Origin of the sequence: Frigoribacterium sp. SL97 (genome assembly GCF_026625765.1) — a bacterium.
GTDB lineage: Bacteria > Actinomycetota > Actinomycetes > Actinomycetales > Microbacteriaceae > Frigoribacterium.
Window position 1 is genome coordinate 2261844 of sequence record NZ_CP113062.1, and the last position, 22910, is coordinate 2284753.

Annotated in this window: 25 protein-coding genes, 18 tRNA genes, 1 other RNA gene and 1 pseudogene; 3 read left to right on the forward strand and 42 right to left on the reverse strand. The window is 68.3% G+C overall.

Going from position 1 to position 22910, the window contains the following annotated elements; genetic code table 11:
* Nucleotides 1–202: 202 nt before the first annotated feature.
* From OVA02_RS10925 to OVA02_RS11070, 30 genes and pseudogenes are all read right to left on the reverse strand, one after another.
* Nucleotides 203–496, reverse strand: a complete 294-nt coding sequence (locus OVA02_RS10925; protein ID WP_267658341.1) for a cation:proton antiporter — start codon at nt 494–496, stop codon at nt 203–205.
* Nucleotides 497–578: 82 nt separating this feature from the next.
* A tRNA-Val gene (locus OVA02_RS10930) sits at nt 579–653 on the reverse strand.
* A 6-nt stretch (nt 654–659) separates the two neighbouring features.
* Nucleotides 660–732: transfer RNA gene (locus OVA02_RS10935), tRNA-Gly, on the reverse strand.
* Between the two features lie 69 nt (nt 733–801).
* A tRNA-Ala gene (locus OVA02_RS10940) sits at nt 802–874 on the reverse strand.
* Nucleotides 875–903: 29 nt separating this feature from the next.
* Nucleotides 904–976, reverse strand: a tRNA-Ile gene (locus tag OVA02_RS10945).
* Nucleotide 977: 1 nt separating this feature from the next.
* Nucleotides 978–1053, reverse strand: a tRNA-Thr gene (locus tag OVA02_RS10950).
* A gap of 10 nt (nt 1054–1063) precedes the next feature.
* Nucleotides 1064–1136: transfer RNA gene (locus tag OVA02_RS10955), tRNA-Pro, on the reverse strand.
* Between the two features lie 30 nt (nt 1137–1166).
* Nucleotides 1167–1242: transfer RNA gene (locus OVA02_RS10960), tRNA-Phe, on the reverse strand.
* A gap of 44 nt (nt 1243–1286) precedes the next feature.
* Nucleotides 1287–1664, reverse strand: a complete 378-nt coding sequence (locus tag OVA02_RS10965; protein ID WP_267658342.1) for a hypothetical protein — start codon at nt 1662–1664, stop codon at nt 1287–1289.
* A 166-nt stretch (nt 1665–1830) separates the two neighbouring features.
* Nucleotides 1831–1919 (reverse strand) — tRNA-Met (locus tag OVA02_RS10970).
* Between the two features lie 2 nt (nt 1920–1921).
* Nucleotides 1922–1994, reverse strand: a tRNA-Glu gene (locus OVA02_RS10975).
* A 175-nt stretch (nt 1995–2169) separates the two neighbouring features.
* Nucleotides 2170–2243, reverse strand: a pseudogene (locus OVA02_RS10980).
* Nucleotides 2244–2960: 717 nt separating this feature from the next.
* Nucleotides 2961–3034, reverse strand: a tRNA-Met gene (locus OVA02_RS10985).
* Between the two features lie 30 nt (nt 3035–3064).
* A tRNA-His gene (locus OVA02_RS10990) sits at nt 3065–3140 on the reverse strand.
* A gap of 293 nt (nt 3141–3433) precedes the next feature.
* Nucleotides 3434–3525: transfer RNA gene (locus OVA02_RS10995), tRNA-Ser, on the reverse strand.
* A gap of 8 nt (nt 3526–3533) precedes the next feature.
* Nucleotides 3534–3610 (reverse strand) — tRNA-Asp (locus OVA02_RS11000).
* Nucleotides 3611–3815: 205 nt separating this feature from the next.
* Nucleotides 3816–4210: a transfer-messenger RNA gene (gene ssrA, locus OVA02_RS11005) on the reverse strand.
* A gap of 76 nt (nt 4211–4286) precedes the next feature.
* Nucleotides 4287–4362 (reverse strand) — tRNA-Asn (locus OVA02_RS11010).
* 19 nt (nt 4363–4381) lie between these two features.
* Nucleotides 4382–4455, reverse strand: a tRNA-Leu gene (locus tag OVA02_RS11015).
* A gap of 257 nt (nt 4456–4712) precedes the next feature.
* A tRNA-Ser gene (locus OVA02_RS11020) sits at nt 4713–4801 on the reverse strand.
* Between the two features lie 31 nt (nt 4802–4832).
* A tRNA-Tyr gene (locus tag OVA02_RS11025) sits at nt 4833–4917 on the reverse strand.
* 195 nt (nt 4918–5112) lie between these two features.
* Nucleotides 5113–5185, reverse strand: a tRNA-Trp gene (locus OVA02_RS11030).
* A gap of 113 nt (nt 5186–5298) precedes the next feature.
* Entirely contained in the window at nt 5299–5433 is a 135-nt protein-coding gene (locus OVA02_RS11035) for a hypothetical protein (RefSeq protein WP_267658344.1), read from the reverse strand.
* 235 nt (nt 5434–5668) lie between these two features.
* Nucleotides 5669–6259 (reverse strand): hypothetical protein, encoded by a 591-nt coding sequence (locus OVA02_RS11040; RefSeq protein ID WP_267658345.1) that lies wholly within the window; start codon nt 6257–6259, stop codon nt 5669–5671.
* Nucleotides 6256–6816, reverse strand: coding sequence for a hypothetical protein (locus OVA02_RS11045; protein WP_267658346.1), 561 nt, complete (start codon nt 6814–6816; stop codon nt 6256–6258). The genes OVA02_RS11040 and OVA02_RS11045 overlap by 4 nt, the downstream gene beginning before the upstream one ends.
* A complete protein-coding gene (locus tag OVA02_RS11050; protein WP_267658348.1) occupies nt 6813–7283 on the reverse strand; it encodes a hypothetical protein in 471 nt (156 codons plus the stop codon). The genes OVA02_RS11045 and OVA02_RS11050 overlap by 4 nt, the downstream gene beginning before the upstream one ends.
* A gap of 1 nt (nt 7284) precedes the next feature.
* Nucleotides 7285–7923 (reverse strand): hypothetical protein, encoded by a 639-nt coding sequence (locus OVA02_RS11055; protein WP_267658349.1) that lies wholly within the window; start codon nt 7921–7923, stop codon nt 7285–7287.
* A gap of 20 nt (nt 7924–7943) precedes the next feature.
* Complete coding sequence (locus OVA02_RS11060) at nt 7944–8174, reverse strand: hypothetical protein (RefSeq protein WP_267658351.1); 231 nt, start codon at nt 8172–8174, stop codon at nt 7944–7946.
* A gap of 105 nt (nt 8175–8279) precedes the next feature.
* Nucleotides 8280–8780, reverse strand: coding sequence for a hypothetical protein (locus OVA02_RS11065; protein WP_267658353.1), 501 nt, complete (start codon nt 8778–8780; stop codon nt 8280–8282).
* 36 nt (nt 8781–8816) lie between these two features.
* Nucleotides 8817–9035, reverse strand: coding sequence for a hypothetical protein (locus tag OVA02_RS11070; RefSeq protein ID WP_267658354.1), 219 nt, complete (start codon nt 9033–9035; stop codon nt 8817–8819).
* 181 nt (nt 9036–9216) lie between these two features.
* Between OVA02_RS11070 and OVA02_RS11075 the strand changes: the two genes are divergently transcribed.
* Entirely contained in the window at nt 9217–9606 is a 390-nt protein-coding gene (locus OVA02_RS11075) for a LexA family protein (RefSeq protein WP_267659698.1), read from the forward strand.
* Complete coding sequence (locus tag OVA02_RS11080; protein WP_267658355.1) at nt 9599–10891, forward strand: Y-family DNA polymerase; 1293 nt, start codon at nt 9599–9601, stop codon at nt 10889–10891. The genes OVA02_RS11075 and OVA02_RS11080 overlap by 8 nt, the downstream gene beginning before the upstream one ends.
* 28 nt (nt 10892–10919) lie before the next feature.
* Here the strand turns inward: OVA02_RS11080 and OVA02_RS11085 are convergent, their stop codons facing one another.
* From OVA02_RS11085 to OVA02_RS11135, 11 genes are all read right to left on the reverse strand, one after another.
* Nucleotides 10920–11513, reverse strand: coding sequence for a hypothetical protein (locus tag OVA02_RS11085; RefSeq protein ID WP_267658356.1), 594 nt, complete (start codon nt 11511–11513; stop codon nt 10920–10922).
* A 47-nt stretch (nt 11514–11560) separates the two neighbouring features.
* Entirely contained in the window at nt 11561–12292 is a 732-nt protein-coding gene (locus tag OVA02_RS11090) for a hypothetical protein (RefSeq protein WP_267658357.1), read from the reverse strand.
* A gap of 31 nt (nt 12293–12323) precedes the next feature.
* A complete protein-coding gene (locus OVA02_RS11095) occupies nt 12324–13463 on the reverse strand; it encodes a DUF7007 domain-containing protein (protein ID WP_267658358.1) in 1140 nt (379 codons plus the stop codon).
* 23 nt (nt 13464–13486) lie between these two features.
* Nucleotides 13487–14092 carry a hypothetical protein gene (locus tag OVA02_RS11100; RefSeq protein WP_267658359.1) on the reverse strand — a complete coding sequence of 202 codons (606 nt, stop codon included), beginning with the start codon at nt 14090–14092 and terminating at the stop codon, nt 13487–13489.
* Between the two features lie 20 nt (nt 14093–14112).
* On the reverse strand, nt 14113–15021 hold the full coding sequence (locus OVA02_RS11105; RefSeq protein ID WP_267658360.1) for an HNH endonuclease family protein: 909 nt from the start codon (nt 15019–15021) through the stop codon (nt 14113–14115).
* Nucleotides 15022–15530: 509 nt separating this feature from the next.
* Entirely contained in the window at nt 15531–18014 is a 2484-nt protein-coding gene (locus OVA02_RS11110; RefSeq protein WP_267658361.1) for an AAA family ATPase, read from the reverse strand.
* A 70-nt stretch (nt 18015–18084) separates the two neighbouring features.
* Nucleotides 18085–18714, reverse strand: coding sequence for a hypothetical protein (locus OVA02_RS11115; RefSeq protein ID WP_267658362.1), 630 nt, complete (start codon nt 18712–18714; stop codon nt 18085–18087).
* A gap of 53 nt (nt 18715–18767) precedes the next feature.
* Nucleotides 18768–19526, reverse strand: a complete 759-nt coding sequence (locus OVA02_RS11120; RefSeq protein ID WP_267658363.1) for a hypothetical protein — start codon at nt 19524–19526, stop codon at nt 18768–18770.
* Nucleotides 19519–19659: a hypothetical protein gene (locus OVA02_RS11125; protein ID WP_267658364.1), complete on the reverse strand. Its 141-nt coding sequence runs from the start codon at nt 19657–19659 to the stop codon at nt 19519–19521. Before OVA02_RS11125 ends, OVA02_RS11120 begins: the two co-directional genes overlap by 8 nt.
* A complete protein-coding gene (locus tag OVA02_RS11130) occupies nt 19656–20384 on the reverse strand; it encodes a hypothetical protein (protein WP_267658365.1) in 729 nt (242 codons plus the stop codon). Before OVA02_RS11130 ends, OVA02_RS11125 begins: the two co-directional genes overlap by 4 nt.
* Nucleotides 20381–21601 (reverse strand): metallophosphoesterase family protein, encoded by a 1221-nt coding sequence (locus OVA02_RS11135; protein WP_267658366.1) that lies wholly within the window; start codon nt 21599–21601, stop codon nt 20381–20383. The genes OVA02_RS11130 and OVA02_RS11135 overlap by 4 nt, the downstream gene beginning before the upstream one ends.
* 9 nt (nt 21602–21610) lie before the next feature.
* Here OVA02_RS11135 and OVA02_RS11140 point away from each other — a divergent pair, with 9 nt between their 5' ends.
* On the forward strand, nt 21611–22150 hold the full coding sequence (locus OVA02_RS11140; protein ID WP_267658368.1) for a hypothetical protein: 540 nt from the start codon (nt 21611–21613) through the stop codon (nt 22148–22150).
* Nucleotides 22151–22155: 5 nt separating this feature from the next.
* On the opposite strand, the gene OVA02_RS11145 is transcribed toward OVA02_RS11140, so the two are convergent.
* Entirely contained in the window at nt 22156–22842 is a 687-nt protein-coding gene (locus OVA02_RS11145; protein WP_267658370.1) for a peptidyl-tRNA hydrolase, read from the reverse strand.
* Nucleotides 22843–22910: the final 68 nt, after the last annotated feature.

Consider the following 22910-nt stretch of genomic DNA (forward strand, 5'->3'; position numbering starts at 1 on the left):
CTCGCCTGCATACGCTCCCTGTCTGACCGGTGCTTTATCGTTAAGTCGCCTGCATGGTAGATGCCGGTGTTGCCGTACCCAACCGGCGGGTTACCGCCGTTCGTCGGCTGGTCGATCTCGACGAACAGCCGGTTGCGGCTCTGCGAGGCGAGGGTCTGGTGGGCGCAGCTGACCCGAACCCGCCGCAAAGCCCTGGGCGCAGCTACTGGAACCAGGTCGAGATGCGGAGTGGCGTTGCCTTATCCTCGCCGACGGCGACGGCCACCGCGAGCCCATAGATGACGAGGGCCGTACCGTCGTCAACCAGGCTCTCGGCACGCAGAGTCGTGACGGTTCGCCGCGGTAGGCACTTCGTGAACGCGCCGACGGCAATCGCGTCGGTCGGGGCGACGGCCGCGCCGAGCACCCAGGCCGGACCCCACGGCGTCCCGAGCAGGTGCGCGACGGTGGCGACGGCGGCCGCGGTCGTGACGACGAGGACGGTGCTGGTGAGCACGATGCCGCGGAGGTTTGCTTGGTATCACTGTGCGACGTGGTCAGGCTCTCCCAGGACAGCAACGCGGTGAGCCAGCGAGGCATGGTCCTTCGAGGGAGTTCCGAGAGCCCGGCACCCTGGGTGTTGACCAGGTGCTCTGCCACTGAGCTATCGAACGGTGTTGAGGAGCATGCGGGATTCGAACCCGCGTCATCACTTTGGAAGAGTGAGGCCCTGGGCCACTGGGCGAATGCTCCACTGCTCGTTATGCGATCTCCGGGCGAGCTGCTTCCCGTCAATGAACGGCGTGACGCCGCGTCGCTGTGTGGACCCTGTCGGACTCGAACCGACAACCCTCACCTTGCAGGGGTGGCGCTCTACCAGTTGAGCTAAGGGCCCGTGCCGGCGTGGCCGCCGGGGTGGTGCTGTGCGCTCGGGAGGACTTGAACCTCCGACTTCCCGTTCATCGGACGGGCACTCTCACCGCTGAGTTACGGGCGCGTGGAGCCTCGAGCCGGAATCGATCCGGCGACCTCCCGATTACGAAACGGGCGCTCTGCCTGCTGAGCTATCGAGGCAAGTGATCTGTCCAGACCCGCGGACTCGAACCGCGGACCTTCCGCCCCCAAAACGGACGCTCTACCAACTGAGCCAGGCCTGGTCAGCACGATCGCGGCTCGTGCAAGGCCGTTGGTGGCTGGACGCGGTGTTGATCCGCGGACCTCTCGACTTTCAAACGAGCGCTCTACCAACTGAGCTACCCAGCCAGGTCACGGCGTCTGACGCCGGGGTGCAGCCCGAGGGCTGAGGTTCAGTGCCAGAAGCCGCCCGTGAACGGTCCGCTTCGGTGGTCGACAAGCACGGGCCCGTCGACGTCGAGGTCGTCGAGGCTGTCGCTCGAGGCGAGGTCGGTGGTGCGGGCCCGCTTCACGACGTCGCCGAGGACCGTGCGGGCGTTGGCGCGCTCGGGGCCGCGGTAGCGCAGGCTGATGTGGTGCCGGTTGGCGCACGAGTGCGCTTCCCCGCGGTAGTGGGGCGTCTTCGGGTCGCACAGCAGGCTCGGCGTCGCGGCGCTGGCGACCGGGCGGGTGCTGCAGTCTCGGCGGACGTGGTCGTGCTCGACCCCGTACGTCGCGGCGTCACGGTTGTTGCGCACCCACTGGGGCTCGTCCTTGTCGGTGTGGGACATGTCGTGGTCCTTCTCGTCGGTCGGCGCGGGGCCGGGTTACAGGTCGGGGGTGCTCATGACGCTCCTCACAGTCCGGGGTTGCACATGGGTGCTCCTCTCGTCTTGGTCAGGTCATGCGCGGCAGGGCCTGTGACGAGAAGGCATGCGGCAGGCGGGGCTGCCGACGTGGTGGCGGAGGCGGGATTTGAACCACTTGTGCGCGTTGAAGCCTCCTGGTTATGAGCCAGGCGAGATACCGAACTTCTCTACTCCGCGAGTGCCCCGGACCGGATTCGAACCGGTGCTGCCGCCGTGAAAGGGCGGTGTCCTGGGCCGCTAAACGACCGGGGCAGGCGCTCTTTACCCGCGCTTCCAGAGCTTCTTCGCGGTGCCGTGTTTTGGGCGAGGTGACTGCCCCTCGTTGCTGCGGATGCAGCTGCCGGCCGTGCCCAACATGGCCGCCGGCGGACGGTTCGGTCGTCACCCTGTCGTGCGTGCTTGACATAGGCCGCCGCCCTGGTGTTCGTGACCCAAGCCGGATTCGAACCGACGCCCGACGGCCGCTTACGCGGCGTGGGCCACCTTGTCTCTCGTTGGGTCCGTGCTCAGTAGTGCCTGCTCTCGCAGGAGATGCTTCTTGACTGCCGCCCCCGTCACGCCGAGCTGTCTGCCGACGGCCTCTCGGGACATGCTCGCCAGCAGGTCCTCGAGCTCGGCGATGGTAGGCCAGGCGATCTTCGTCGTACGCTCGCGCGCTCGGATGCTGTCCTGGGGGCATCGTGTCGCGTTCTTCGTGATGGGTGCGCCGCAATCAGCGCAGCGCCTCACCACCTTGCGGCTGCCCCAGGTCGATGTCTGGCGGTGGCAGTTGGGGCACAGGAAACGCAAGTTCCTTCGTCGGTTGTCGTGCGGCTGGCCGTTCACGTGGTCGATGTCGAGTCGCAACGGCTTCCCTTGCCAGCAGGCTTCAAGTCCGCACGCAGTGCACGTCTCCGGAACACCCAGTTCGAGAAGGGCGCGGCGAAGGAGATGAGCAGGCCGCCTCCTAGATCCGGGCGCTCCGAGAACGAGGAGCTCGTTGGCGCCCAAGCGAGCCTGTTCACTGCGAAGCGCCGTGCCATTCACGAAATGGCTGGTGTCCAGCTCCAAGCGCCTGATACGAGCACGACCGGACGTGTAGGTACGACCCGACGTTGCGAGCTGGAGGCGGCGTAGTGCCCCTGCAAGACTCGTTTCTGCAGCCACGGCTTCGGCAAATAGCTTGTCGGACACTGGCTGCCTTGAGGTCGTCATCGCAGGCACCATGCGCGGCAACTGTTGCGGGAACGGGCTTCGATCCCGTGACCTTGGCGTTATGAGCGCCCTGCTCTACCTGACTGAGCTACCCCGCGTCAGCCGGGCTTGGAGGGCCCGGCGCCTCGTGGGGTGGTCAACGGGGCGCGAACCCGCGACTTCCGGGTCCACGCCCCGGCGCTCTGCCAACTGAGCTATGACCACCATCTGCCCGCCACACCGCTATCGTGTGCTGCGAGCTCTCCGACCGGCAGTGGTCGGAGCGTGCTTCTCGAGAGAAGCTGTGCTGGCATCGCTAGATGCTGCGATGCATGTCCGCATCTCGTCTCCGCCGACGTGGGACTCGAACCAACATCCAGGTGCCGTGCACGGCGGTCCTGCCCGGCCGTAGAGCCGGTGCGTCTGCCAATTCCGCCAGACGACGGAGACGAGGCGTGGACGCTGATTGCGGCTCAGCGGCCGAAGCCAGACCTCGCGTAGACGCTCGAGGTGGTCTGTGGCGGACACGGCGAGATTCGAACTCGCGAGGGGCTGTGACGCCCCTACCTCCTTAGCAGGGAGGCACCATCGGCCTCTCGGTCACGTGTCCAGGTGGTGTGGCGACCCTGACCGGACTTGAACCGGCGACCTCCGCCTTGACGGGGCGGCGCGCTCACCAACTGCGCTACAGGGCCAAGCTGTGTCGGGCGGCCCGGCGACTGCAACGTCGCCGGACCACCCTGGGCCTTCTGCGGGCGCCTACCCCGCTTCTTGCTCCCCGACTACAGCGGTGGCTTGGACCGGCTGCGGGAGCGAAGCTCTCTCGTCTGGGTTGCACCTTGGAGAGCGGCACTTCTGGAACACGCTGGCCGCCCCTCCGTACGGAGGGAGCGACCAGCTATGTGGAGACGCGGGGAGTCGAACCCCGGTCCGTCGCGGACGTTCGGTCTCTTCTACGGGCGTAGCTCACCGGTGGGCTGCTTCTCGACCCTGGCGTCCGCGGTGAGCAGCTCGGCCAGCGGGTCTAGCCGGCTGGTACGTCGTCTCGGGCCGCCGGCGGGGCGTCGAGTGACGGGGCTCCTTTGCTGGCGCCGACCCCTCAGCCGAGCTCCGGCTGCTGTCGAGGGGTGCGACGGACCCGCCATAGGATCTCGCGGCTATCAGGCTGCGAGGGCGAAGTCGTTGCGAGTTGCGGTGGCATCTCTTGGTGTCTGAACTGATTCACGAGATGCTCAGACGGTTCTCGGCCCGCTTCTTCTCGAAGCTTCCCGGCGACGTCGAAACCTGACGCCCCCATGTTGTGGTGCGTGGCAGCCGTAGCTTGGCCATGCACCCACTTCTGCGTCCGCTCACGAGCAGAGACAGTCGTGTTGGCTCCCCAGGCTGGCTTCGATCCAGCGACCGTCCGGTTAACAGCCGGATGCTCTACCAACTGAGCTACTGAGGATCAGCGACTTGCGTCGCAGTGCCCACCCCGAGAGTTGAACTCGGAACCTTCCGCTGCTGAAGCGGACGCCTCTGCCAGTTGGGCTAGGCGGGCATCGACACGGGCGGCGGCCCGGGTCGTGGGGGTGTCACCGCAGAGTGCGGTGGCTGCTCGTCGCGCTTCGTCGATCGCATGGCGTTGCGGGCGACGTGCCACGAGCTCTCGGGTGACCAGGCCGAGCTGTGCGCCGTCGTGCCCGGAGTTCTACCTCCGGCGAACAGTGCGAGCCGCCTCCGCGGGCGCCGGCAGCATGGCTATCGCTCGGCCGGACCCCTCGACGTTCTCCGGATACCAGGCCGGAGCAGTGTTGCTGGCGGAAGGTGCGAGGATCGAACTCGCACGGGTTGCCCCTGACCGTTTTCGAAACGGCAGCCGTCGCCGTCCCTCGGCTGGACCCTCCATGGCGGTGGTGCTGGTGGTACTGGTCGTGCTGGTGGGGAGTAGAGGATTCGAACCTCTACGGTCTGTGACGTCGGGTTTACAGCCCGGTGCAATCGGCCTCTATGCGAACTCCCCAAGGAGTGTTGCGTCGTCGAGTGCGCCGGCCTGACCTGGCCGGGCATGCCTCTGGCAGGGGTCCGGTGGAGGCTGGCGCACTCGACGATGGTGACCAGGGCTTGGCGGCCCTGGTCGTTCTTCATCCACTGTTGTCTTGTCAAAAGCCGGGTGGCTCTTCGTGCCCTCCCCCGCCGAAGCCAGAGGAGGGAGCTGCAGGGGCGACAGGACTTGAACCTGCAACCTGCGGTTTTGGTGACCGCTGCTCTACCAGTTGAGCTACACCCCTAGGTGTGTTGTTGAGTTGTCGCGGTGGTGCTGGTGAAACGAGGAAGGGGAGCCACCTGGCGCCTTCCGGCTGACCTGGTGACTCCCCTCGCGGTTCGAGGTGCGGGTGTGCCGCTACGTGGAGATCACCGGGGCTGGGCCGGGCTTGCGCTGGTCGTTCGAGAGGTTGCACTTGTGCCATGACAGGACGGAGGTGCGCGGCGCGACGGGATACCCGTGGCTCGCTTCGCGGAACGTGGTGATGGTCACGCGAACTCCTTCCTGGTCGCCGGCTCTCGGCGTCGTGTTGTAGACATGCGGCACATTTGGTGCCTCGTTCGAACTTCATGCGCGGCACCTGCCGAAGCAGGTCCGTTGTGGTCTCTCACCCCATGCGCGGCACCGTTTTCAAGCCCCTGCGACACGGTCATGATCGACTGTCACTGAGGCCTAACTCCGGCGTCGCGCATTAATTCCCAGATCGCCGAGAATTGATCACGTTGCTTCAGGCCTTGCGGGTGACGACGAGGTCGCTACCTCCGAACAGGGATGCGCCGGCGCCGGGGAGGACGTCCTGCTGCTTGGTCGGAGTGTCGGCTGTGTACCAGGTGGAACGCCGCTGTCCGCCCTTGAGGGTGTGGACCTCGGCGGGGACTCCCGGGGCGGGGTCCTGCTTCTTGCCGGCGGAGTAGTGCATCTCGAGGGTGCTGCCATCGGCGCTGACCATGCGGACGGCCGGCGTCTCGGGGTCCGGGTCGTGGATCGAGCCGTGCCAGTGGTGCACGCGGGCGGTGACGACGCCGTCGGTGAGCAGTTGCTGCGCGGCGACGCCGGGCGCCGGGTCATGGAACTGGCGGTTCTCGAAGTGCAGGATGCTCTCTGGCTTCGGCAGTCCGTCGTCGTCGACCGCGTCGGCGTACCGGGTGATGCTCGTGATGTCGCCGTTCGGTGCGAGGGTGCGGACTTCGGCGACGGCGCCGCTCGGGTGCAGCTCGCGTTCCTCGCGGGCGCCGAGGCTGAGCTCAGGTGCCGTCTGCCCCTTCTCCGCGAAGGTGCCGGCTGCCGCGCGGGGGTGGTCCGCCTCGACGAAGGTCATCGGGCCTCGATGGCTTCGAGCGTCTCGCGGATCTGGGTCAGGCGGGCTGCGCGCGCGTCCCACGCCTCGGTGACGTAGGCCTGGGCGGCGGGGTCGCTGCGGTGGCGGTACGGACCGTCCTTCGTGGCCAGCTCCTCGTTCTTCCGGATGGTGAAGAGGGTGTAGCTGAGCGGCTGGTGGTCGAGGTCGAGGTTAAGGGCCTTCCGGCTGACGGAGAGGTACCCGTCGCGCTGCGCCTCGGTGTAGCCCTCAGGGATGTCCTCCTCGAAGGCGTCGTAGACGTCGAACTTCGTCATCCAGTACGCGGGGTCAGCTCCCTGCATGCCCTCCTCGTACTCGGCGGCGAGGGCCGCGGCGACGGCCGGGCGGTCCTCGACGGCGATGAACTCCCGCGACATGCGCGGCTCCGTGGCGTAGTAGCCGGCCCCCTGGGACGGGGTCACCTTCGACGGGCCGACGGCGTCGTCGCCGGTGAGGACGACCTGGGGCCGGCTCTGGGGCTTGTCGGTGAACTTGCCGGTGGTGGCGCGCGGGTGCTCTGTCTCGAGGAAGGTCATGCCTGGTACGTGTGCGGCGAGATGGCGGCGTCGACGGCGGCGCGCAGCTGGCGGAGCCGGTCGAGAGTGGCGCCGAGTCGCTCGTACCGCTTGACGAGCCGGCGAGGCGGGTGGCCGCGACGGCCGTCCGACCGACGATCGACGATGTCCGAGATGCCCTGTCGGGCGGCGTCGCAGAGGTGAGTCTGCACCTGCTCGCGCACGTGGAGATGGTCTCGGAGCTCACGCAGGGTCCGGCCGCGGAACTCGTGCCAGAGGACGGGATGGTTCACGTCCTGGTAGCCGCGCGCCTGGATCTTGGTCAGGGACACGGGCGGCGGGGAGGCGACGATGTCGGCCACGTCGTCGGCGTCGAGGAGCAGGACTCCGCTGCGGTCCTTCCGCGGTGAACGCAGTCGGGAGACCCGCGCGGCCTCCTCCTGGTAGCCGCGCTTGACGGCGTCGAAGAAGGTGCTGAGGACGCCCATGTCAGCCCTTCTGGCTCTCGTCGACGGCGGTCTTCTCGGCGGCCATGGCGCTGTGGATGCGGTCCCAGAAGGCCTGCTGCGGCCCGCCACTGGCCCCGAAGCCATCGGGCCCGGTGAGGTACCGGGCGACCGGGCTGGCCTTGGCTGCAGCGATGAGGCCGGCGGGGTCGACAGGGGTGGTCGAGCGGTCGTGCGGCGTGAGGTCGAGGACCAGAGCCTGGATCTCCCAGTCGCCGTTGCGGTCGTCGAGTCGGAGGCCCGGGAAGGTTGCCGAGACGGCGCGCTCGATGTCCTTGCGGTTGGCGTCGAGCCAAGCCTCGGGGTCGTCGGCAGAGGCGGGCGCGAGGTGGTGGAAGTCGACGTCGGTGTAGGCGGAGGCGCTGAGCGTGCCGTCCTCCTCGCGCGCGACCTCGAAGCCCTCGAAGCCGACCTGCTGGGCGTCGATCTCACCGTCGGCGTGCGAGAAGATGACGCTGTCGCCAGGCTCGAGGTGGGGTACGACGTCGACGGGCTCGAGGCCGAACTCCGGCGCGCTCTGGGCCTTCTCAGTGAAGGTGCCGGTCGTGGCGCGCGGGTGCTGGGTCTCGTCGAAGCTCGTCATGTCTTCGTAGGTGTGCGGCGGGGCACTCGTGTCGGGCATGCCCAGAAGACATGCGGCGGCTATGGGCGGGTGACCGCCTGTGCCCGGTCGTGCTCGGCCTCTGCGCGCTCGACGGCGATCGCGCGGACCTGCTCGGCTGTCGGTCCCGGGTCTGTCGAGGCTGCTGCTCTGCCGACGCCGGCGAACCGGGTGTTCGGGTGGTCGCGGAGGACGTCGAGGCGGCTGACGAGCTCGTCGAACGAGGTCGACGCGACGTCGGCTGGGGCCTGTACTGCGGTGGTCTGGCTCATGACGGGGTCATGCGCGGCGTCAGGAGCAGGCGTCCTCGAGCAGGGCGGCTGCGGCGATGAGCGAGTCGAGGTCCGAGTCGGTGACCGGCCCGTGCACGACGAGGGTCATCCCTCGGTCGCCTTGACCACGAGGGCCGACCAGGAGCGGTCGTCGTCGGTGAGGGTGATGAGCTGGACGGCGACGCGGCTGTGCTCCTTGAGGCTGTCCTCGAGGCCAGCCTTCATGCCGTCGGTGAGGTTCGTGCCGGCTGGGCCGACGACGACTCGCGAGGCGTCCAGCTGCTGCGTGAGGCTGTCGACGTCCGTGATGGAAGGCGAGTCTCCGGTGATGCTGACGGGGACGGTGCGCGGCGCGAACTCGACGTAGTCGGCTCGGATGGTCATGCTGTGGGGTCCGTCGACGAGGTAGCCGCTGCCGGGCTCACCCTCGGCGATGGCGGTCGACGTGAGGTCGCTGAGGTCCGGGTCGGTCCAGCGGAACAGGCCGTCGGCCCCGCGGGTCCGGTAGATGTCTCGAACGAGTCCGACCTCTGGAAGCGTCTGCGGCTTGTCGGTGAAGGTGCCTGTCGTGGCGCGGGGGTGCTCGGACTCGTCGAAGGTCGTCATGCCTCGTACGTGTGCGGCGCAGCGCGCCCATCCGGGTCAGGGAAGAACTTGAATCGCGTCGCCGTCGCGCACGTAGTGCGTCAGCGCCTTGTCGTCGTCACTGTCGTCTGCGCGCTTCTTGAAGGTGATCTTCCGACGTGACGCCTCGATGCCTTCGCCCGGGTCATCCTGAACTGTGGCAATCGTCCTGCCGCCGGCGGGCCAGCGTTCGTTGCCCACGTCAACGATGGTGTCGCCAACGACAAGTTCGGACACGGACGCCACAGTGCGAGGAGAGGTCATCTGTTGAGGATGGCAGAGACTGAGGGGTCTGTCACCTGCTCTGTCCACCGGTCTAGCGTGTCGATTCCGAAACGTCTACTTCGAACATGCGTTCGAATCTGCCTGCACTGTCGCCATGCTCTCCGTCGTCCCCCTCGCACCCGTGTCGGAGAGCATGAGCGCGCTCGCGCTCCTCGCACTCACGGGTGTCTCCGCTGGCTTTCCGAGTCCAGCCGAAAATTACTTCGACCGCCCCGTCGACCTCAACGAGCACCTCATCAAGGACGCGACGTCGACCTTCATCGTTCGCGTCGCGGGCGACTCGATGGAAGGCGGCGGCATCAGCGACGGCGACGAAGTCATCGTCGACCGCTCGCTCATCCCCCACTCCGGCAACGTCGTCGTCGCCGTCCTCGATGGCGAGCTGACCATCAAGCGCCTGCACCTCACCGGCAGCGGCGTCATCCTCCGAGCAGACAACCCCGCCTACCCCCACATCCACGTAGCCGAGCTCAGCGACCTGACCATCTGGGGAGTCGTCACCCGGTGCCTGCACCGTGTCTGACCCAGTCGTCGCGCGCCGCATCGCACTCGTCGACGTCAACAACTGCTACGTCTCGTGCGAGCGTCTGTTCGACCCGACGCTCGAGGGGCGCCCTGTCGTCGTCCTCAGCAACAACGACGGCTGCGTCGTCGCCCGCAGCGCGGAAGCCAAGGCGCTCGGTATCCAGATGGGCGACCCTTGGTTCAAGCTCGCCGCACAGGCGAAGGCCTGGGACCTGCAGTACCGCAGCTCGAACTACGAGCTCTACGGCGACCTCTCGAGCCGGGTCATGGAACTGCTCGGCCGGCACACCGCCTGGCTCGAGCAGTACTCGATCGACGAAGCGTTCCTGTCCCTTCGGGGCACGCCGGCCGAGCTCACCGCCCGGGCCCGCGACATCCGCGCCGCGGTGAAGCTCCACGTCGGCCTGCCGGTGTCCATCGGCATTGCGCCGTCGAAGACGCTCGCGAAGCTGGCCAACCACGGTGCCAAGAAGAACCCCTCCCTCGGAGGAGTCGCCAACCTCGACGACTACTCCCCCGAGCACGTCACCCGCATCCTCGAATCGCTGCCGAGCGACGAGGTCTGGGGCGTCGCCGGCCGGACCAAGAAGCGCCTCGCCGCCCTCAACATCCACACCGCGGCCGAGCTCCGCGACGCTGACCCCGGCGTCATCCGCAAGAAGTTCAGCGTCGTCATGCAGCGCACCGTCTACGAGCTCCGCGGCGTCGACTGCCTGCCGCTTGAGCCGCCGGCGGCCGTCCGAGAGCAGCTGATGTTCTCCCGCTCGTTCGCCACTCCGGTCACCACCGTCCAGGACATGGAGCGGGTGCTGTCCGTCTACGCGCAGCAGGCCGCCGGCAAGCTCCGGAAGCAGGGGTCCATCGCCAAGTCGATGACCTGCTTCGCGTCGACATCACCGTTCAACGACCAGCCGTACGAATCGGCGTCGGGTGGCGCCTCGTTCCCCGTTCCGACAGACGACCCGGTGGAGATGGTCAAGGCGGCGATCGCGGTGCTCAGGCCGCGTCTGCGGGAGGGCGCGCACTATGTCCGGGCCGGCGTGCTGCTCACCGGCATCACACCGAAGGTCTCCGACGCTCCCCTCGAGGCGTTCGTGCCGCTGCACGACCGGCGCGGACTCGGCAAGCTCGTCGACGACGTCGGCCGGCGCTACGGCTCCGGGAACATCGGCCTGGGGCTCGCGGGCATCCGCGGTGCACCGATCTGGTCGATGAAGCGGGAGAAGCTGTTGAAGCGGGCGACGACGCACTGGGATGAGCTTGCGCTCGTTCACGCTCGCTGACGCACGAGCTAGCTAGATTGCTAGCTACCTAGCTAGCGTCCGCGAGGTCGAGAACACGGATGACAGCTGACTGGATGCGTCGGCTCTCGAGAAGAGCTGCACGCTCCTCGGCGGCGTCCCGGCTTGTCGTTCGCATGACGACGCGGGAGGCGGTGTCGGTGCGGAGGTGGACGATGAAGGCCGGGCGGATCTCTTTAGCCCATGTGACGAGTTCGTCGAGCATGTCCTTCGAGAGGGCCAGATGGAGGAAGTCAGCATGCAGTCCCTCGAGGTGCCGACGACTGAAACGACCGACGTCGCGCCGCAGGTAGGGCCAGTCCGCGTGGGCTGCACCGAAGACGAGAAACCCCGGATCAGGGCGGTCAACGAGGATGTCGCGTGCCACGAGGGAGACGTAGTCGCGGGTCCCCAAGTGCTTCGATGTCTTGATGACGAGCGCGACGACCTCGCGGTGCCCGTCCTTGTCGACGCGAACGGTGTTGAGAAGCTCGAGAGTGGTTCGCATCTCGCGACCGTCCTCAGAGACCTCATCGCGTAGCGCAAAGCGACTCTGGTTCAGGTCCGCGATCTTGTCGTCAAGGGAGAGGTTCTCGTTGGAAATCTTCGGAAGAGTGGTGGTCACGAGAACACCATGCGCGGCGCCCACGTGTCCGGGGCGCCGCACGTAGGTCAGTTCGTGACCCAGGTGGCGCCAGCCTCGGCGAGGTGGCGGCGCATCTGCGACTTCGTCCCCGCGACGAGCTCGTCGTGGTCGCGGCCGAAGCCGAAGCGGGTGCTGATGCGATCCGGGTCGGCGGAGTGGCCGAGGTAGGCACGCTCGAGCTGTTCGGGGGTGACCTGCAGGCCGTCGTTGGCGATGCCGTCGGCGACCGCGGCGTAGATGGCGTCGCTGCCGCTGAGGGTCTGGTTGTGCGGCATGCTCTCCGCGGTCAGCGGCTTCCCGGGCACCGGGACGTTCTGGATCTCGTCGAGCGCGTCGGCGAGAGCTGCGGTGATGCGTGCGCTCTCTCCGTCGGTCACTTCGCCCAGGGTGTGCCAGGCGTTCGTCCGGGTGATGATGTCGCCGATCACCTCGTCGCTGCCGAACCGCTCTCGGACCGCGGCCACCTTGTCGAGGTCGTAGCCGTAGAACTCCGGCTCCTCGAGGACGCGGTACCGCGCTTCCTCACGGTCGACGCTCATGCCCATGGCACCCATGCGGTCGAGGACACGGTTGCGGATGCGGATGAGCTGCTCCCAGTCGAGCGCGTCGATCTGCGCATCGGTGAGCGTGGCGGCCTCTTGGCCCTCGGGGCCCTCGGGACCGGCGGTGAGCGCGGTCTCCGGCGCCGATTGGGCCTTCGTGGTGAACTCGCCGGTGGTGGCGCGCGGATGGTCGGATTCGGTGAACGTCGTGGTCATGCCGACTACGTGTGCGGCGCCGGCCGGCCGGCTACTGCTCCTTGGCTGCCGCTTCGGCCTTCCGCAGCTCGTCGGCGTGGCGGGCGGCTTCGTTGTACGCCGCCTGCAGCTTCTGTCGCTCGGTCCATCCGTCGGCGCGGTGCAGCTTGTGCTCGGCGATCTGGGCGTCCTGGTAGGCGACGTCTGCAGCCGAGCGGCCGTCGGGCGCGTTGACGGCGTCGAAGGTCGCCTTCGTGACGGGAAGGGCGGCGTAGCTCGAGCCCTCGAACTCCTGCTCGCGGATGAAGTAGATGCGCTTGCCGTTCTCCACGCGGGAGGACTTGCCGGCGACGCCGCGTTCGAGGATGTCCGCGAGCGTCTCGACGCTTCCGTCGTCACGGCGCCAGCGCTTGGCGAGGTCGGTGGCGAGCCGGGCACGTGCTCCTGGCGTCGCCGGCGAGCTGTAGCCGGCGTGCTTGACGGTGGGCACCTTCTCCGGCTCGACGTCGGGCCCGGAGGTCTCGTCGCTGGCCGGGTCGAGGATGACGCGGTGCCCCTGGCCAGGCTCCGCTGCGAGACGGCGGGCGTCGAGCTCATCCTTCGGGACGTAGAAGGTCTGCCGGGTGCCGTCGGAGGCGCGGCGGCCGATGACGCGGACGACGCCGGGACGGTCGTCGTCCATGCGGGCGGAGATGAGGACGAAGTCGTTCTCGTGAGCCTTGGCCCAGACAGCCTCGTCGCGGACGTCGGACTCCCCCGGCGCGATCGTCGTACCGGTTGCCGCCTCGTAGGCGTCGGGGAACCAGTTGCGGACACGCTTCTCAGCCACGCCGTCCTCGATGTGCGGGAAGGCCTCGGGGTGGTGCATGGCGACGATCCACCACTCACAGTCCTCCTCGAACCAGATCCCGGCGACGTCGCGGAGAGGCTTCGGGATGGCGGCGCGACGCTCACGGCTCAGCTTGAGGCCGCCGTGCCCGGGCGTGCCGACGGAGACGATGCCGGGGGCGATGTCGGTGACACTGTCGGCGGGACCCCACGGGGTGCGGGAGCCTTCGTTGACGGTGACGGTGACGGTGACGGTACCCCAGTCCTTCGCCGGTCCGCCGAGGCTGACCTCCGGGGACGTCTGCGGCTTGTCGGTGAACGTGCCGTTGTCGACGCGCGGGTGGTCTGCTTCGAGGAAGGTCATGCCTGGTACGTGTGCGGCGACGCTCAGGCGATGGTGAAGTCGCCGCTCATCCGCTCGAGGTGGCCGCGGGCGGTGACGAGCGCGCCTTCCTCGACGTGCTGGTATCCGCGGGCATCGACGCCGGCGAAGAGGTCGACGACAGAGCCGCGCTCGGCGTGGAGGCTCATCTTGCGGTCGTTCTCGACGAGGACGGTCGCCGTGGCGCCGTCGCTCACCGTCACGACGTTGCCGTGCCCAGAGTCGGCGCGGACGATCGCGTGACCGGAGGTGACCTTGAGGCGGAACATGCCTCCGCGGACGTCAACGAGGATGGGCCGGCCGTCGCTCGGGCCGACGACGTCGAAGTCGCGGATGGTCGATCGCTGGCCGAGGGTGTCTGCGCGGAGGATGACGCGGCGGACGGCGCCGTCGGCCTCGCCGCGGGTGTTCCGGAGGGCGGCGGCGGTCTGCGCCGAGCCGACGGGCGCGCGATCGGCCGTTCCACGCTCGAGGGCATCGGACCAGATGCTGGAACGTGTCGGGGCCTCTGCGACGGGCCAGCCGTTGAGGGAAACCTCGGGGGCGCCCTGGTCCTTCGTGGCGAAGGTGCCGTCGGTGGCGCGCGGGTGCTGGACCTCGAAGCTCGTCATGCCACCTACGTGTGCGGCGGTCAGGCGTTCCAGTGGAAGCGGCCGCCGGCGTCGGCGCCAGCCTTGCCGCAGGTGTAGGTCTTGCCGGTGGCGGCGACACCAGTGGCGCCCTGCTCGGCGCAGTAGCCGCCGGGGTGCACAGTGGCGGGAGCGGCCTCGTCGGCGGCGGGCCTCTCGGGCGCGGGGACCTCGGCGGCCGGGGTGGTGGGCTCGGTGGACGGGGCGGCGGTCGGGGCGAGGAGCGAGCCGGAGGCGCCGCAGGTGTTCAGCGTCGTGACCATGGCGTCGTGCTCGGCCGGGGTGACCCAGAGGTCGTACTTGGCCTTGACCTGCACCTGGGCTGCGACGTACTCGCAGCGGTAGGGCTTCTGCTTCGGCTGCCAGGTGGCGTAGTCGCCGTTGGACTTCTGCTGGTTGGCCTTGCCCTTCACAGCGATGAGGTTCAGCGGGTCGTTGGCGAGGGCGACGCGGTCGTCGTAGGAGATCTGCTGGGCACCGGTGGCCCACGCGTTCCCGAGGCTGACGCGGTGGTCGATCTGGATGACGTGGCCGGGCTCGAAGGGGATGCTCTCGCCGGTGTAGGCGTCGTGGAGGATGCCGTCGACGATGTCGCAGCCGTTGCTGGTGCGGGCGTCGTCGAGGTCCCGGGCGAGGATGTCATTGCGGGTGTCGCAGCCGTTGCTGTCGACGTCGAGCCAGGCAGCGCCGAAGAGAGCCTCGCGGTTGCCGGTGTAGCCGGTCATGGGCGACTTGCCCTTCACCGGAAGCGTCTCGAGAAGGTCGAGCACCTCAGTCGCGGGAGCGGCGACCGTCTCCTGCTTGGCAGGGTCGGTCGAGGCGAGAGCCGTCGACGTGCAGCCGGTGAGGGCCACGAGCGCGAGTGCCAGGGCAGCGGTGCGGGTGGCGAGGGTGCTCGTGCGGCGCGTCATGCTCGGCTCATGCGCGGCACGATGGTGCTCAATCGGCGCGCGAAGGGCCGCTGAGACCCTGAACCACGGCTAACCACGAATAACCACGGATTACCAGAGCTCTGGTTACAGCAACTTCCGCCCAGTCACTGGGATCCAAGGCCCTTATCTCTCTCTCTAACCAAAATAACCACGATTTCTACTACTACTACTTAAGGGGCTGGTCCTATACTTTCACGTCTCTCTATCCCTTGGCTCTATACATCCACTTCTCGCCGAAATCGTGGTTCATGGTAATTTCGAAGAGGAACCCCTGGTCAAAGCCGGTTTTTGGTGTAACCAGGCTCTGGTTATCCGTGGTTATTCGTGGTTAGCGCTGGGCCGATTTTAGGGTATATATGCACGATTTGCGCTCGGTGTGGCTCCTGCAGCGAGTTGCAGCCGACCAGGACGCCGACCGCAGGACGCATGCGAAGACGCGGCTGACGTGCCCCAAGAGGCCTCCTGGGGTACGTCAGCCGCGTCACTAGCTAGGAGCGGATCACCTGGGCGGAGCTCACGGCACCGCTCATGCTAACCTCGACCCGGGAGGGGAACGCGTCCTGGACGGCGCCGATGTGCGACACGGTGATGAGGTTGACCTCCTCGGAGAGGCGGAAGAGCGTCTCGACCATGTTGGTGATGCCCGACTCGTCCAGCGTGCCCCAGCCCTCGTCGAGCAGGAACGTCTCGATCGGGGAGCCGGTGCCCCGGGCGATGACCTCGGCGAGACCGATGCGGATGGCGACGTCGACGCGGAACTTCTGACCGCCGGAGAGGGACTCGTAGGGCAGCAGGCCTGCCTCGGGGGTCTCGACGTAGACGGTCACCTGGTTCTGGGCGGCGCCCTTGGCGGTCTCGCGAGTGGTGCGGATCGACACCGTCAGCTGCCCCTTCGACAGACGCTCGAGCGAGGCGTTGACCGCCTCATTGAGGCTCTCCATGATGCCGGCCAGGACCATGGCCGGGATGCCCGCGGGGCTGTACGCGGCGCGGAGCTGGTCGTGCAGGTCACGGTCGACGACGGCGACTCCCCGGTCGCGGCGGATGTCGGTCAGGCGCTCCTCGAGCGCGGCTCGCTGGCTGACAGCCTCCGAGCGACGTGCGGCCTCAGCGGCGTAGCGGCTGGCCTCCTCGCGGAGGCCTGCGCGCTCCTCGTTCAGCTCCTCCCGAGCCGAATCCACCTGCGCGAGCTCCGATGCAGCGAGAGCCTCGGCGGCGGTCACCGCGTGCTCGAGCGCCGTCTCCTCGTCGGACGGCAGCGCGGTGGCGGCGACGACGGGGGCTGCGGCATCGAGCTCGGCCTGGGCCTCGCGGACTGCGGCAGCCTCGGCGCTTGCGGCCGCGGCCATGGCGTCGGTGTGGGTCTGGGTGGCCGTCGCGAGGACAGCCGCCTCCTCGCGACCGGCTTCGGTCATCATCTCGACGGCCCGTGCGTCGCTCGTCTCCCGCTCGGCGCGGCTGGCGATGAGGGCTTCGGCGTCCGACACGGCGCGGGCCTGCTGGGAGGCTGCGTCGTCGTTCTGCTGGACGGCAGCGAGCTGCTGCTGGCGGTAGCCGTCGTACTCGGCAGCCTGCTCCTTCGCTGCGACGGCCGCGGTCCGGGCCTCGTCCATGCGCTGCTGGAGGACGACGATGGCCGCCTCCTGAGCCTCGATGAGCTTCTGCGCGTCGCCCGCGGTGAGGTGCTGCTGGCAGGAGAAGCACGTCGCGTGGTCACCGGACTCGCTTGTGCGGCGCAGGATGTCGATGCGCTCGCGTGCTTCCGCCACCTCGGCCTTCATGCCCTCGTAGCTGGCCTTATGCGCCGAGTAGGTGGCCGTGTGAGCCGTGGCGACGTCGTGAAGCCGGTCCGCGTTCTCGCGGCCTTCTGCGGCCGCCTGGCGGTAGACCTCGACGTTGGCGGAGAGGGTCGGGAGGTCGCGCTCGGCAGCCTCGATGCGGGCCAGGGCGTTGGCGACGTCCTGGCGGATCTGCGCAGCCTGGTTCTTCGTGGCGATCGCGCGCTGGCGGCCGCCGTCGACGGCAGCCTGGAACTGCTGGTCGGCTGCCGCGCGAGCCGACGCGCCGCGGGTGCGTGCCTGCTCGAGGGCCATCTCGGCGCGCTGGCGCTGGCCGTCCGCGGCCGCATGCTTGCTCTGCCGGTCGTTGCGGACGAGGTCGCGGGCCTGACGGGCCTCGTGAGCCTTGCGGGTGGGGTCGCTGGATGCGAGGTCGGCGATGCTGACCGTGACCCGGTCGATCTCCTTGTCGAGGGACTGGGCCTTCCAGTGCAGGTCGTCGTCCGACAGCTTCCGCAGGCGGGCGAACAGGTCCTGACCGTCCTGGTCCTCCGGCTCGTCCCCCTCCTCGCTGACCGGCCCGTCGAGCGTCTCCGTCAGCTCGGCGATGCGTCCGTCGATGCGGGTGACGGTGGCCGTGGCCTCGTCGAAGCGTCGCTTGGCTGCGGCGGCCATGGGGCCGTACTTGTCGAGGTCGAAGACGGTGGCGAGGAGCTTGAAGCGCTCGATGGGCTGGGCGCTGGCGAACCGGCCGTATTTGCCCTGCTCGGCGGCCCACGTCATCGTGGCCGTCTCGTAGTTCATTCCGAGGAGGTTGAGGATGGCGGCGTCGGTGGCGCGGTGGCCGGGGTCGCTGATGGCGCGCCAGCCGCTCTTGGCCGTGTCGTCGGCGACGTGGACCTGGCCGGTGCCGCTGCCCTTGCGCGGGTAGGTGCGGGAGACGCGGTAGGTGGCGTCGCCGATGCCGAAGACGACGGTGACCTTGCCGCTGGTGGCGCCGGTGGTGATGGACTCGGCGACGGTCTTCGAGGGGAAGCGGCCGTAGAAGGCGACGAGGGGTGCCTCGATGAGGAGCATGGACTTGCCGGCCCCGTTGTCGCCGACACCGACAACGAGGGGGAGCCCGGTGAGGTCGATGGTGACGGGCTCGCGGTAGGACCAGAGGCCGTGGACCTCAATGCTCTTGATCTGCATGGGTGGCCCATGCGCGGCAGTCTGCGGGCGCGCGCAACGCCCTGCCGGAGGGAGGGCTCACATGTCGGCGTCAGCCGAGGACGATGACGTCGTACTGGTCTCCGGCGATCTCGGTGGCCTTGGCGATGTAGGCGTCCCGGTCGATGTCGTAGTCAGGACCGGCGAAGGGGTTGCCGTCCTCGGGCGCGCTGTTCATGCTCGACCACACCACCTGCGTGTCCGTCTTGCGGGCGTCGGAGCTGCTCAGGCTGAGGGACGGGTAGACGACCATCACGTCTCGACCGGTTGCTGCCTTCACCTGGTTGACGCGATCGATCATGACCTGCCGGCGTGCGTCTCGCACACCGCCTTCGACCGTGGACGTGGTGACCGCGATGTCTTCCGCGAACTGCGCGACGATGTCGTTGCGTACCTGCTCCGGAAGGGTCTGCGTCGGGTCGACCTGGATGACGGTCCCGTCGGTCAGGGTGTAGTCCCGAACGGCAGCATCAGCCTTGGTCTTCGCGAGCCAGTCCGTCTCGAAGGTGGTGAGCTTCCCATCCCCGTTGAGGTCCCCCTCGAGCGCGTCGGGGGTGGCTGTTGCTGTCGGGGTCGCCGCGGCGAGCTCGCTCAGCGTGTTAGCGGCGGCAGAGCAGCTGACGAGCGTGGTTGTGAGCGCGATGGCGACGACGGACAGCGTGATGGTTCTCCCCCAGGACATGCCTTCAGCCTGGCGGGCGGCCTCAGTAGCGCGGAAGCCCGCCTTCGGGGGCGTCATGTGGGCACCGCCACAGCTCGAGCTCCGAGGACCGGCCTGGTCCGACCGCCGCGCGGCTTCGACCTTGACCAGGCGATGTGGCGCCAAGCCTCTGCGGCGACCTCGTAGCCGTCGTCGACGAGGTGCTCCTCGAGGTGGTCGACCATGGCTCCTTCGATGGCGAGTACGACGTCGTCGTCCACCTCGGCGATGCCGGCCACCATGGATTCGACCCGGCGGCATGCTCCGGCCGTGCCGGCCTCGAGCTGCTGGAACATCTGCGGCTTGGCGAGGAGGTCCGGCTGCTGGCTGATGGCGGTGTTGATGATCCGTTCGAGGACGGAGTTGACGAGGGGGCTGGTGCTGATGAGGCCGGTGACGCTGCGCCTGCGGCTCAGCTTCTCAGCGGTGGAGACGTCACTGACGGTGTGGCTGCGAGGGGTGATGCCGGCGCGGTCGGAGACCCAGCCGCGGGAGGCGAGGATGTCGCTCCGTGCGGTCTCGTGTCGTTCGACGCGACGTTGAGCGGCCCGGGCGCCGCGGCGCAGCGTGTCGGGTGCGAGCTCGTCGCGCTCACGCAGGAACGTAGCCCCGCCGTCGACCAGGTGGCCGATGAGAGCGTTGGTGACCTGCCAGTGGGTAGGCGGCGCCGCGGCGGGTAGCGCGATGACGGTGACCTGTTGCTCGTTGACGACGTGGCGGAGGGTCAGGGTGAGTGCGGCGAGGCTGCCACCCTCTGTGCGGAAGCCGCGGAGCCGACTGGTGTCGTCAGTCATGCGCAGGCTCCACCGTGTCGGCGTCCTGCGCGATCGCTTGTGCCCGGGCCTGGTCTTCGAGCACGAGGGCCATCAGACCGTCGTCGGGGAGGTCGGCGAGCGGGTCGTCTCGCCTGTTGCGGCGGCCGCTCATGCGTGCGGCCCGAAGGTAGTGACGGTCCGCCAGGTGGTTTCGGCGTCCGTGTAGCCCCTCTCGAGGAGGCGTTCGGTGAGCTCGGGGACGTGCTGGGTTGACCAGAGCATGACGACGTCACCGCGCTCGTTGGTGGCAGCCTCGATGGCCTCGGAGGCGCGGAGGGAGATGACCTCGCGGGCCCTGACGGGCAGAGATGCGGTGTTGCCGGCGCGCGGCCCGTAGACCATGTCGGGGCGCTCGGCGATGACTGTGCGGGGGAGCTTCACGACGATGCGGCTGCTGATGGCGGAGGCGACGGCGCCGACGAATGTCCAGCGCTGAATGACCTCTTCGCGGGTCGCGTCGTGGGCCTGCCAGGTGGGGTGGTCCTGGCGGAAGCCGCGCAGCACCTCGTCCGCGCTCAGCCACCCGAGGTGGCGGGCGAGCGCCTTGCTCGCCAGGGAACTCCGGCGATAGGCCCAGCGACGGGTGATGTCGCGGAGTCGTCTGCTGACGCCGGAGGGGCCACTGGTGTGGATGGTGGCGCCCGCTCCTTCGAGGGCGGTGACGTCCTTCTCGATGGCCGCGAAGTACGGCACGGGTGCGAGGCCGGAAACGGCGACGAGGGTGATCGTGTGGCTGTCGGTGCGGAAGGCGGTCGTCGCCGTCGATGCGGAGGTGGCGTCGTGCCGGCTGCCGGCGACAGCGACAGCGACAGCGACAGCCCCGGTGCTCGTCGTCACTTCTTGCCTCCGTCGACGGTGAGGTTCTCCGCCGCCGAGAGGAGGTGGTCGAGGTTGATGTGTGCGGGCAGCTCGTGCATGGCCCAGGTCCGGAGCGCGTCCTGCGGGTCTGTCTTCTCAGGGATGCTGACGCGGGGCGCGGTCACCTCGCGGGGCTTCGGCCGGGGCTTCGTGTCGGCGAGGATGGCGCCGGCGGAGGCGATGGCCTTCCGGATGGAACGGGGCACCTCGGGCTCCCCGGTGGCGAGGTGGAGCTGCACGAGGGTGCCTGCCTCGAGTGCTGCGAGCTCGGTGGTGTGCGCCTCGTCGTCGAGGTCGATTGAGGTCATGACGCGGGCAGGCGTGGCGATTCGCTCGACGGTGAGCGTGCCGTCGGAGTCGACGGTGACGAGGTTGCCGCCCTTGGCGTCTCGCATGTCGGTGAAGGTGAGTCGGTTGGGGCTGCCGGCGTACCAGAGCTTCGCTCCGACCTTCTGTGGGGTGTGGATGTGGGAGAGCGCCCCGTAGGAGAACGGCAGCTGCTCGAGCTTCTTGCGGTCGAGGACGGGCTCGGAGAACAGGTGCGCGGCGTCGACCTCGGAGCCGCGCTTGAACCCTTCGGTGACGGCGTCGAGGCGGAGGTCGTCGACGGTGACATGGGAGGCGATGATGAGCGGGGAGGTCGAGTCGGCTTCGGCAGTGAGCTGGGTGAGGGTCTCGAGGCCGTGGTCGGAGACGATGCGGTCGCTCTCCTCGTGCTTGGCGTCGAGCTTGCCGAGGTCGGAGAGGATCTGGTTCTTCGACATCCACGGGAGGGCGGCGACCTGCAGGCCGCTCTCGAGCCGGACCAGCTGCGGGTCGGAGACGACGTGCACGGTGGTGCCGCGGGCGCGGAGCATCTGGGCGAGGACATGGATGGCTGAGCGGTGGTCGCTCGGGACGCCGTTGCGGTTGTGGTTGCCGTCAAGGATGACGAGGGGGATGCCAGCCTCACCGAGGGGCGCGTAGGCGTCGGCGAACATCAGCAGCGCCTCCTGCGACGGGGCTCCGTTCTTGAACGAGTCGCCGGCGGAGATGAAGGCGTCGACGCGGCGCTCGATAGCGACGGTGACGAGGTGGCTCATGACTGCCTGGTTCGACTCCCACAGTGTGTTGCGGCCGGTGGTGGCGTTGAGGGTGCCGTGCGTTGTGGCGTCGAGGTGCTCGTCGCCGGTGTGCATGAAGGTCAGCTTCGTCATGCTCCGCCCATGCGCGGCAGCCATCCCCGATACGGTCGAGGGGTGGTAGACGACGCGTACGGCATCCCCTCAACGGTCCATTCCGCTCTCGATGAGGAGCTCTACGCACTGATCGGGAGGACTGCCGCTCTCGGCGCACTGCTTGAGGACCGGTTGGCCGCTCTCGTGAGTCAGGTCTCGAACGGGCCGCAGCGCGAGGCGTTCCAGATGCTGGGGTCTGCCAGCCAGAAGCTGCTTCGTCGGCGTCTCGCCGCCTACGACCAGAACGCTCGGGAGCGCGAGTTTGCGGTGGCCGCGAGCCAGCTAGTCATCGATGCTCAAGAGGCGTTGCGCGACCGGCACGACATCGTGCACCGCGTCTGGTCGCAGATCACACCGGACGTCTGGGTCGGCCGCAAGGCTGATCGGGGCGCTGGAGACGCTGACTGGATGGAGGCCCGCATCTTCACCCGCCTGGCGTTCACCGAGGTCTTCGACCGGCAGGTCGACCTCATCAAGCAGACCGGCGAACTCATCGCGACAGCAGGGAGTTTCCCCCGCCGTCCGTGACGCTGTCAGTCGGTGACGGCGATGGCTGTGAGAGAGCCGGGCTCGATCTCGGTTCGGCCGGCGTCGTGGATGGCGTCTCGGACGCCGCGAGAGGCGACGATGTCCTCGAGCTCCTTGCCGCTGACGAAGGACACGTCGCACTCGATGGCGTCGGGCTCGGGTGACTCGTCGGTGTTGAGGAACCAGGTGAAGAGGGCGTGCGCAGCTTGCGCTGCGGCCTTCCCGGTCGACATGTCGAGGTCGGCGTTGAGGAGGATGCTGGCGGTGGGCGTGAGGACCTTCGTCGGGGTCCCCTCGGGAAGCTGAGTGCCGCTGACCTGCAGGCGGCGGAGGTTGTTCGGCAGCTCGTCGGCCATCATCGGGCGGAACGCGATGGCTTCGGCGTCACCGCGGGTCACGATGGTCGCTTCGGTGAGGCTGGTGGATCCGACGAGCCGCTCGTAGGTGGCTCGGTCAGCACGGCGGACTGTCTTGGCGATGGGGCCGTTGAGCCATGAGCTCCATGCGCGGGCGATGTGCCTGACTGCGAGGCGCTCGGTCTCGTCGAGGCTGTCGTAGCCGACCATGTCGCGGGCGTACATCTTGACGCTGGCGTCGGCGACTGCTCGGATGGCATCGAGGGCGGGCGCGGGGCGCTCCTTGTCGACGCAGACCACGATGGGTTGCACGAACTCGTGTCTCTGGCTCGGCACGGTGTTCCTCTCGAGAGTGAGCGTGAATCTCGCTCACCTTTTTCTGTGGTCTTTCAGCGATTCTCTAG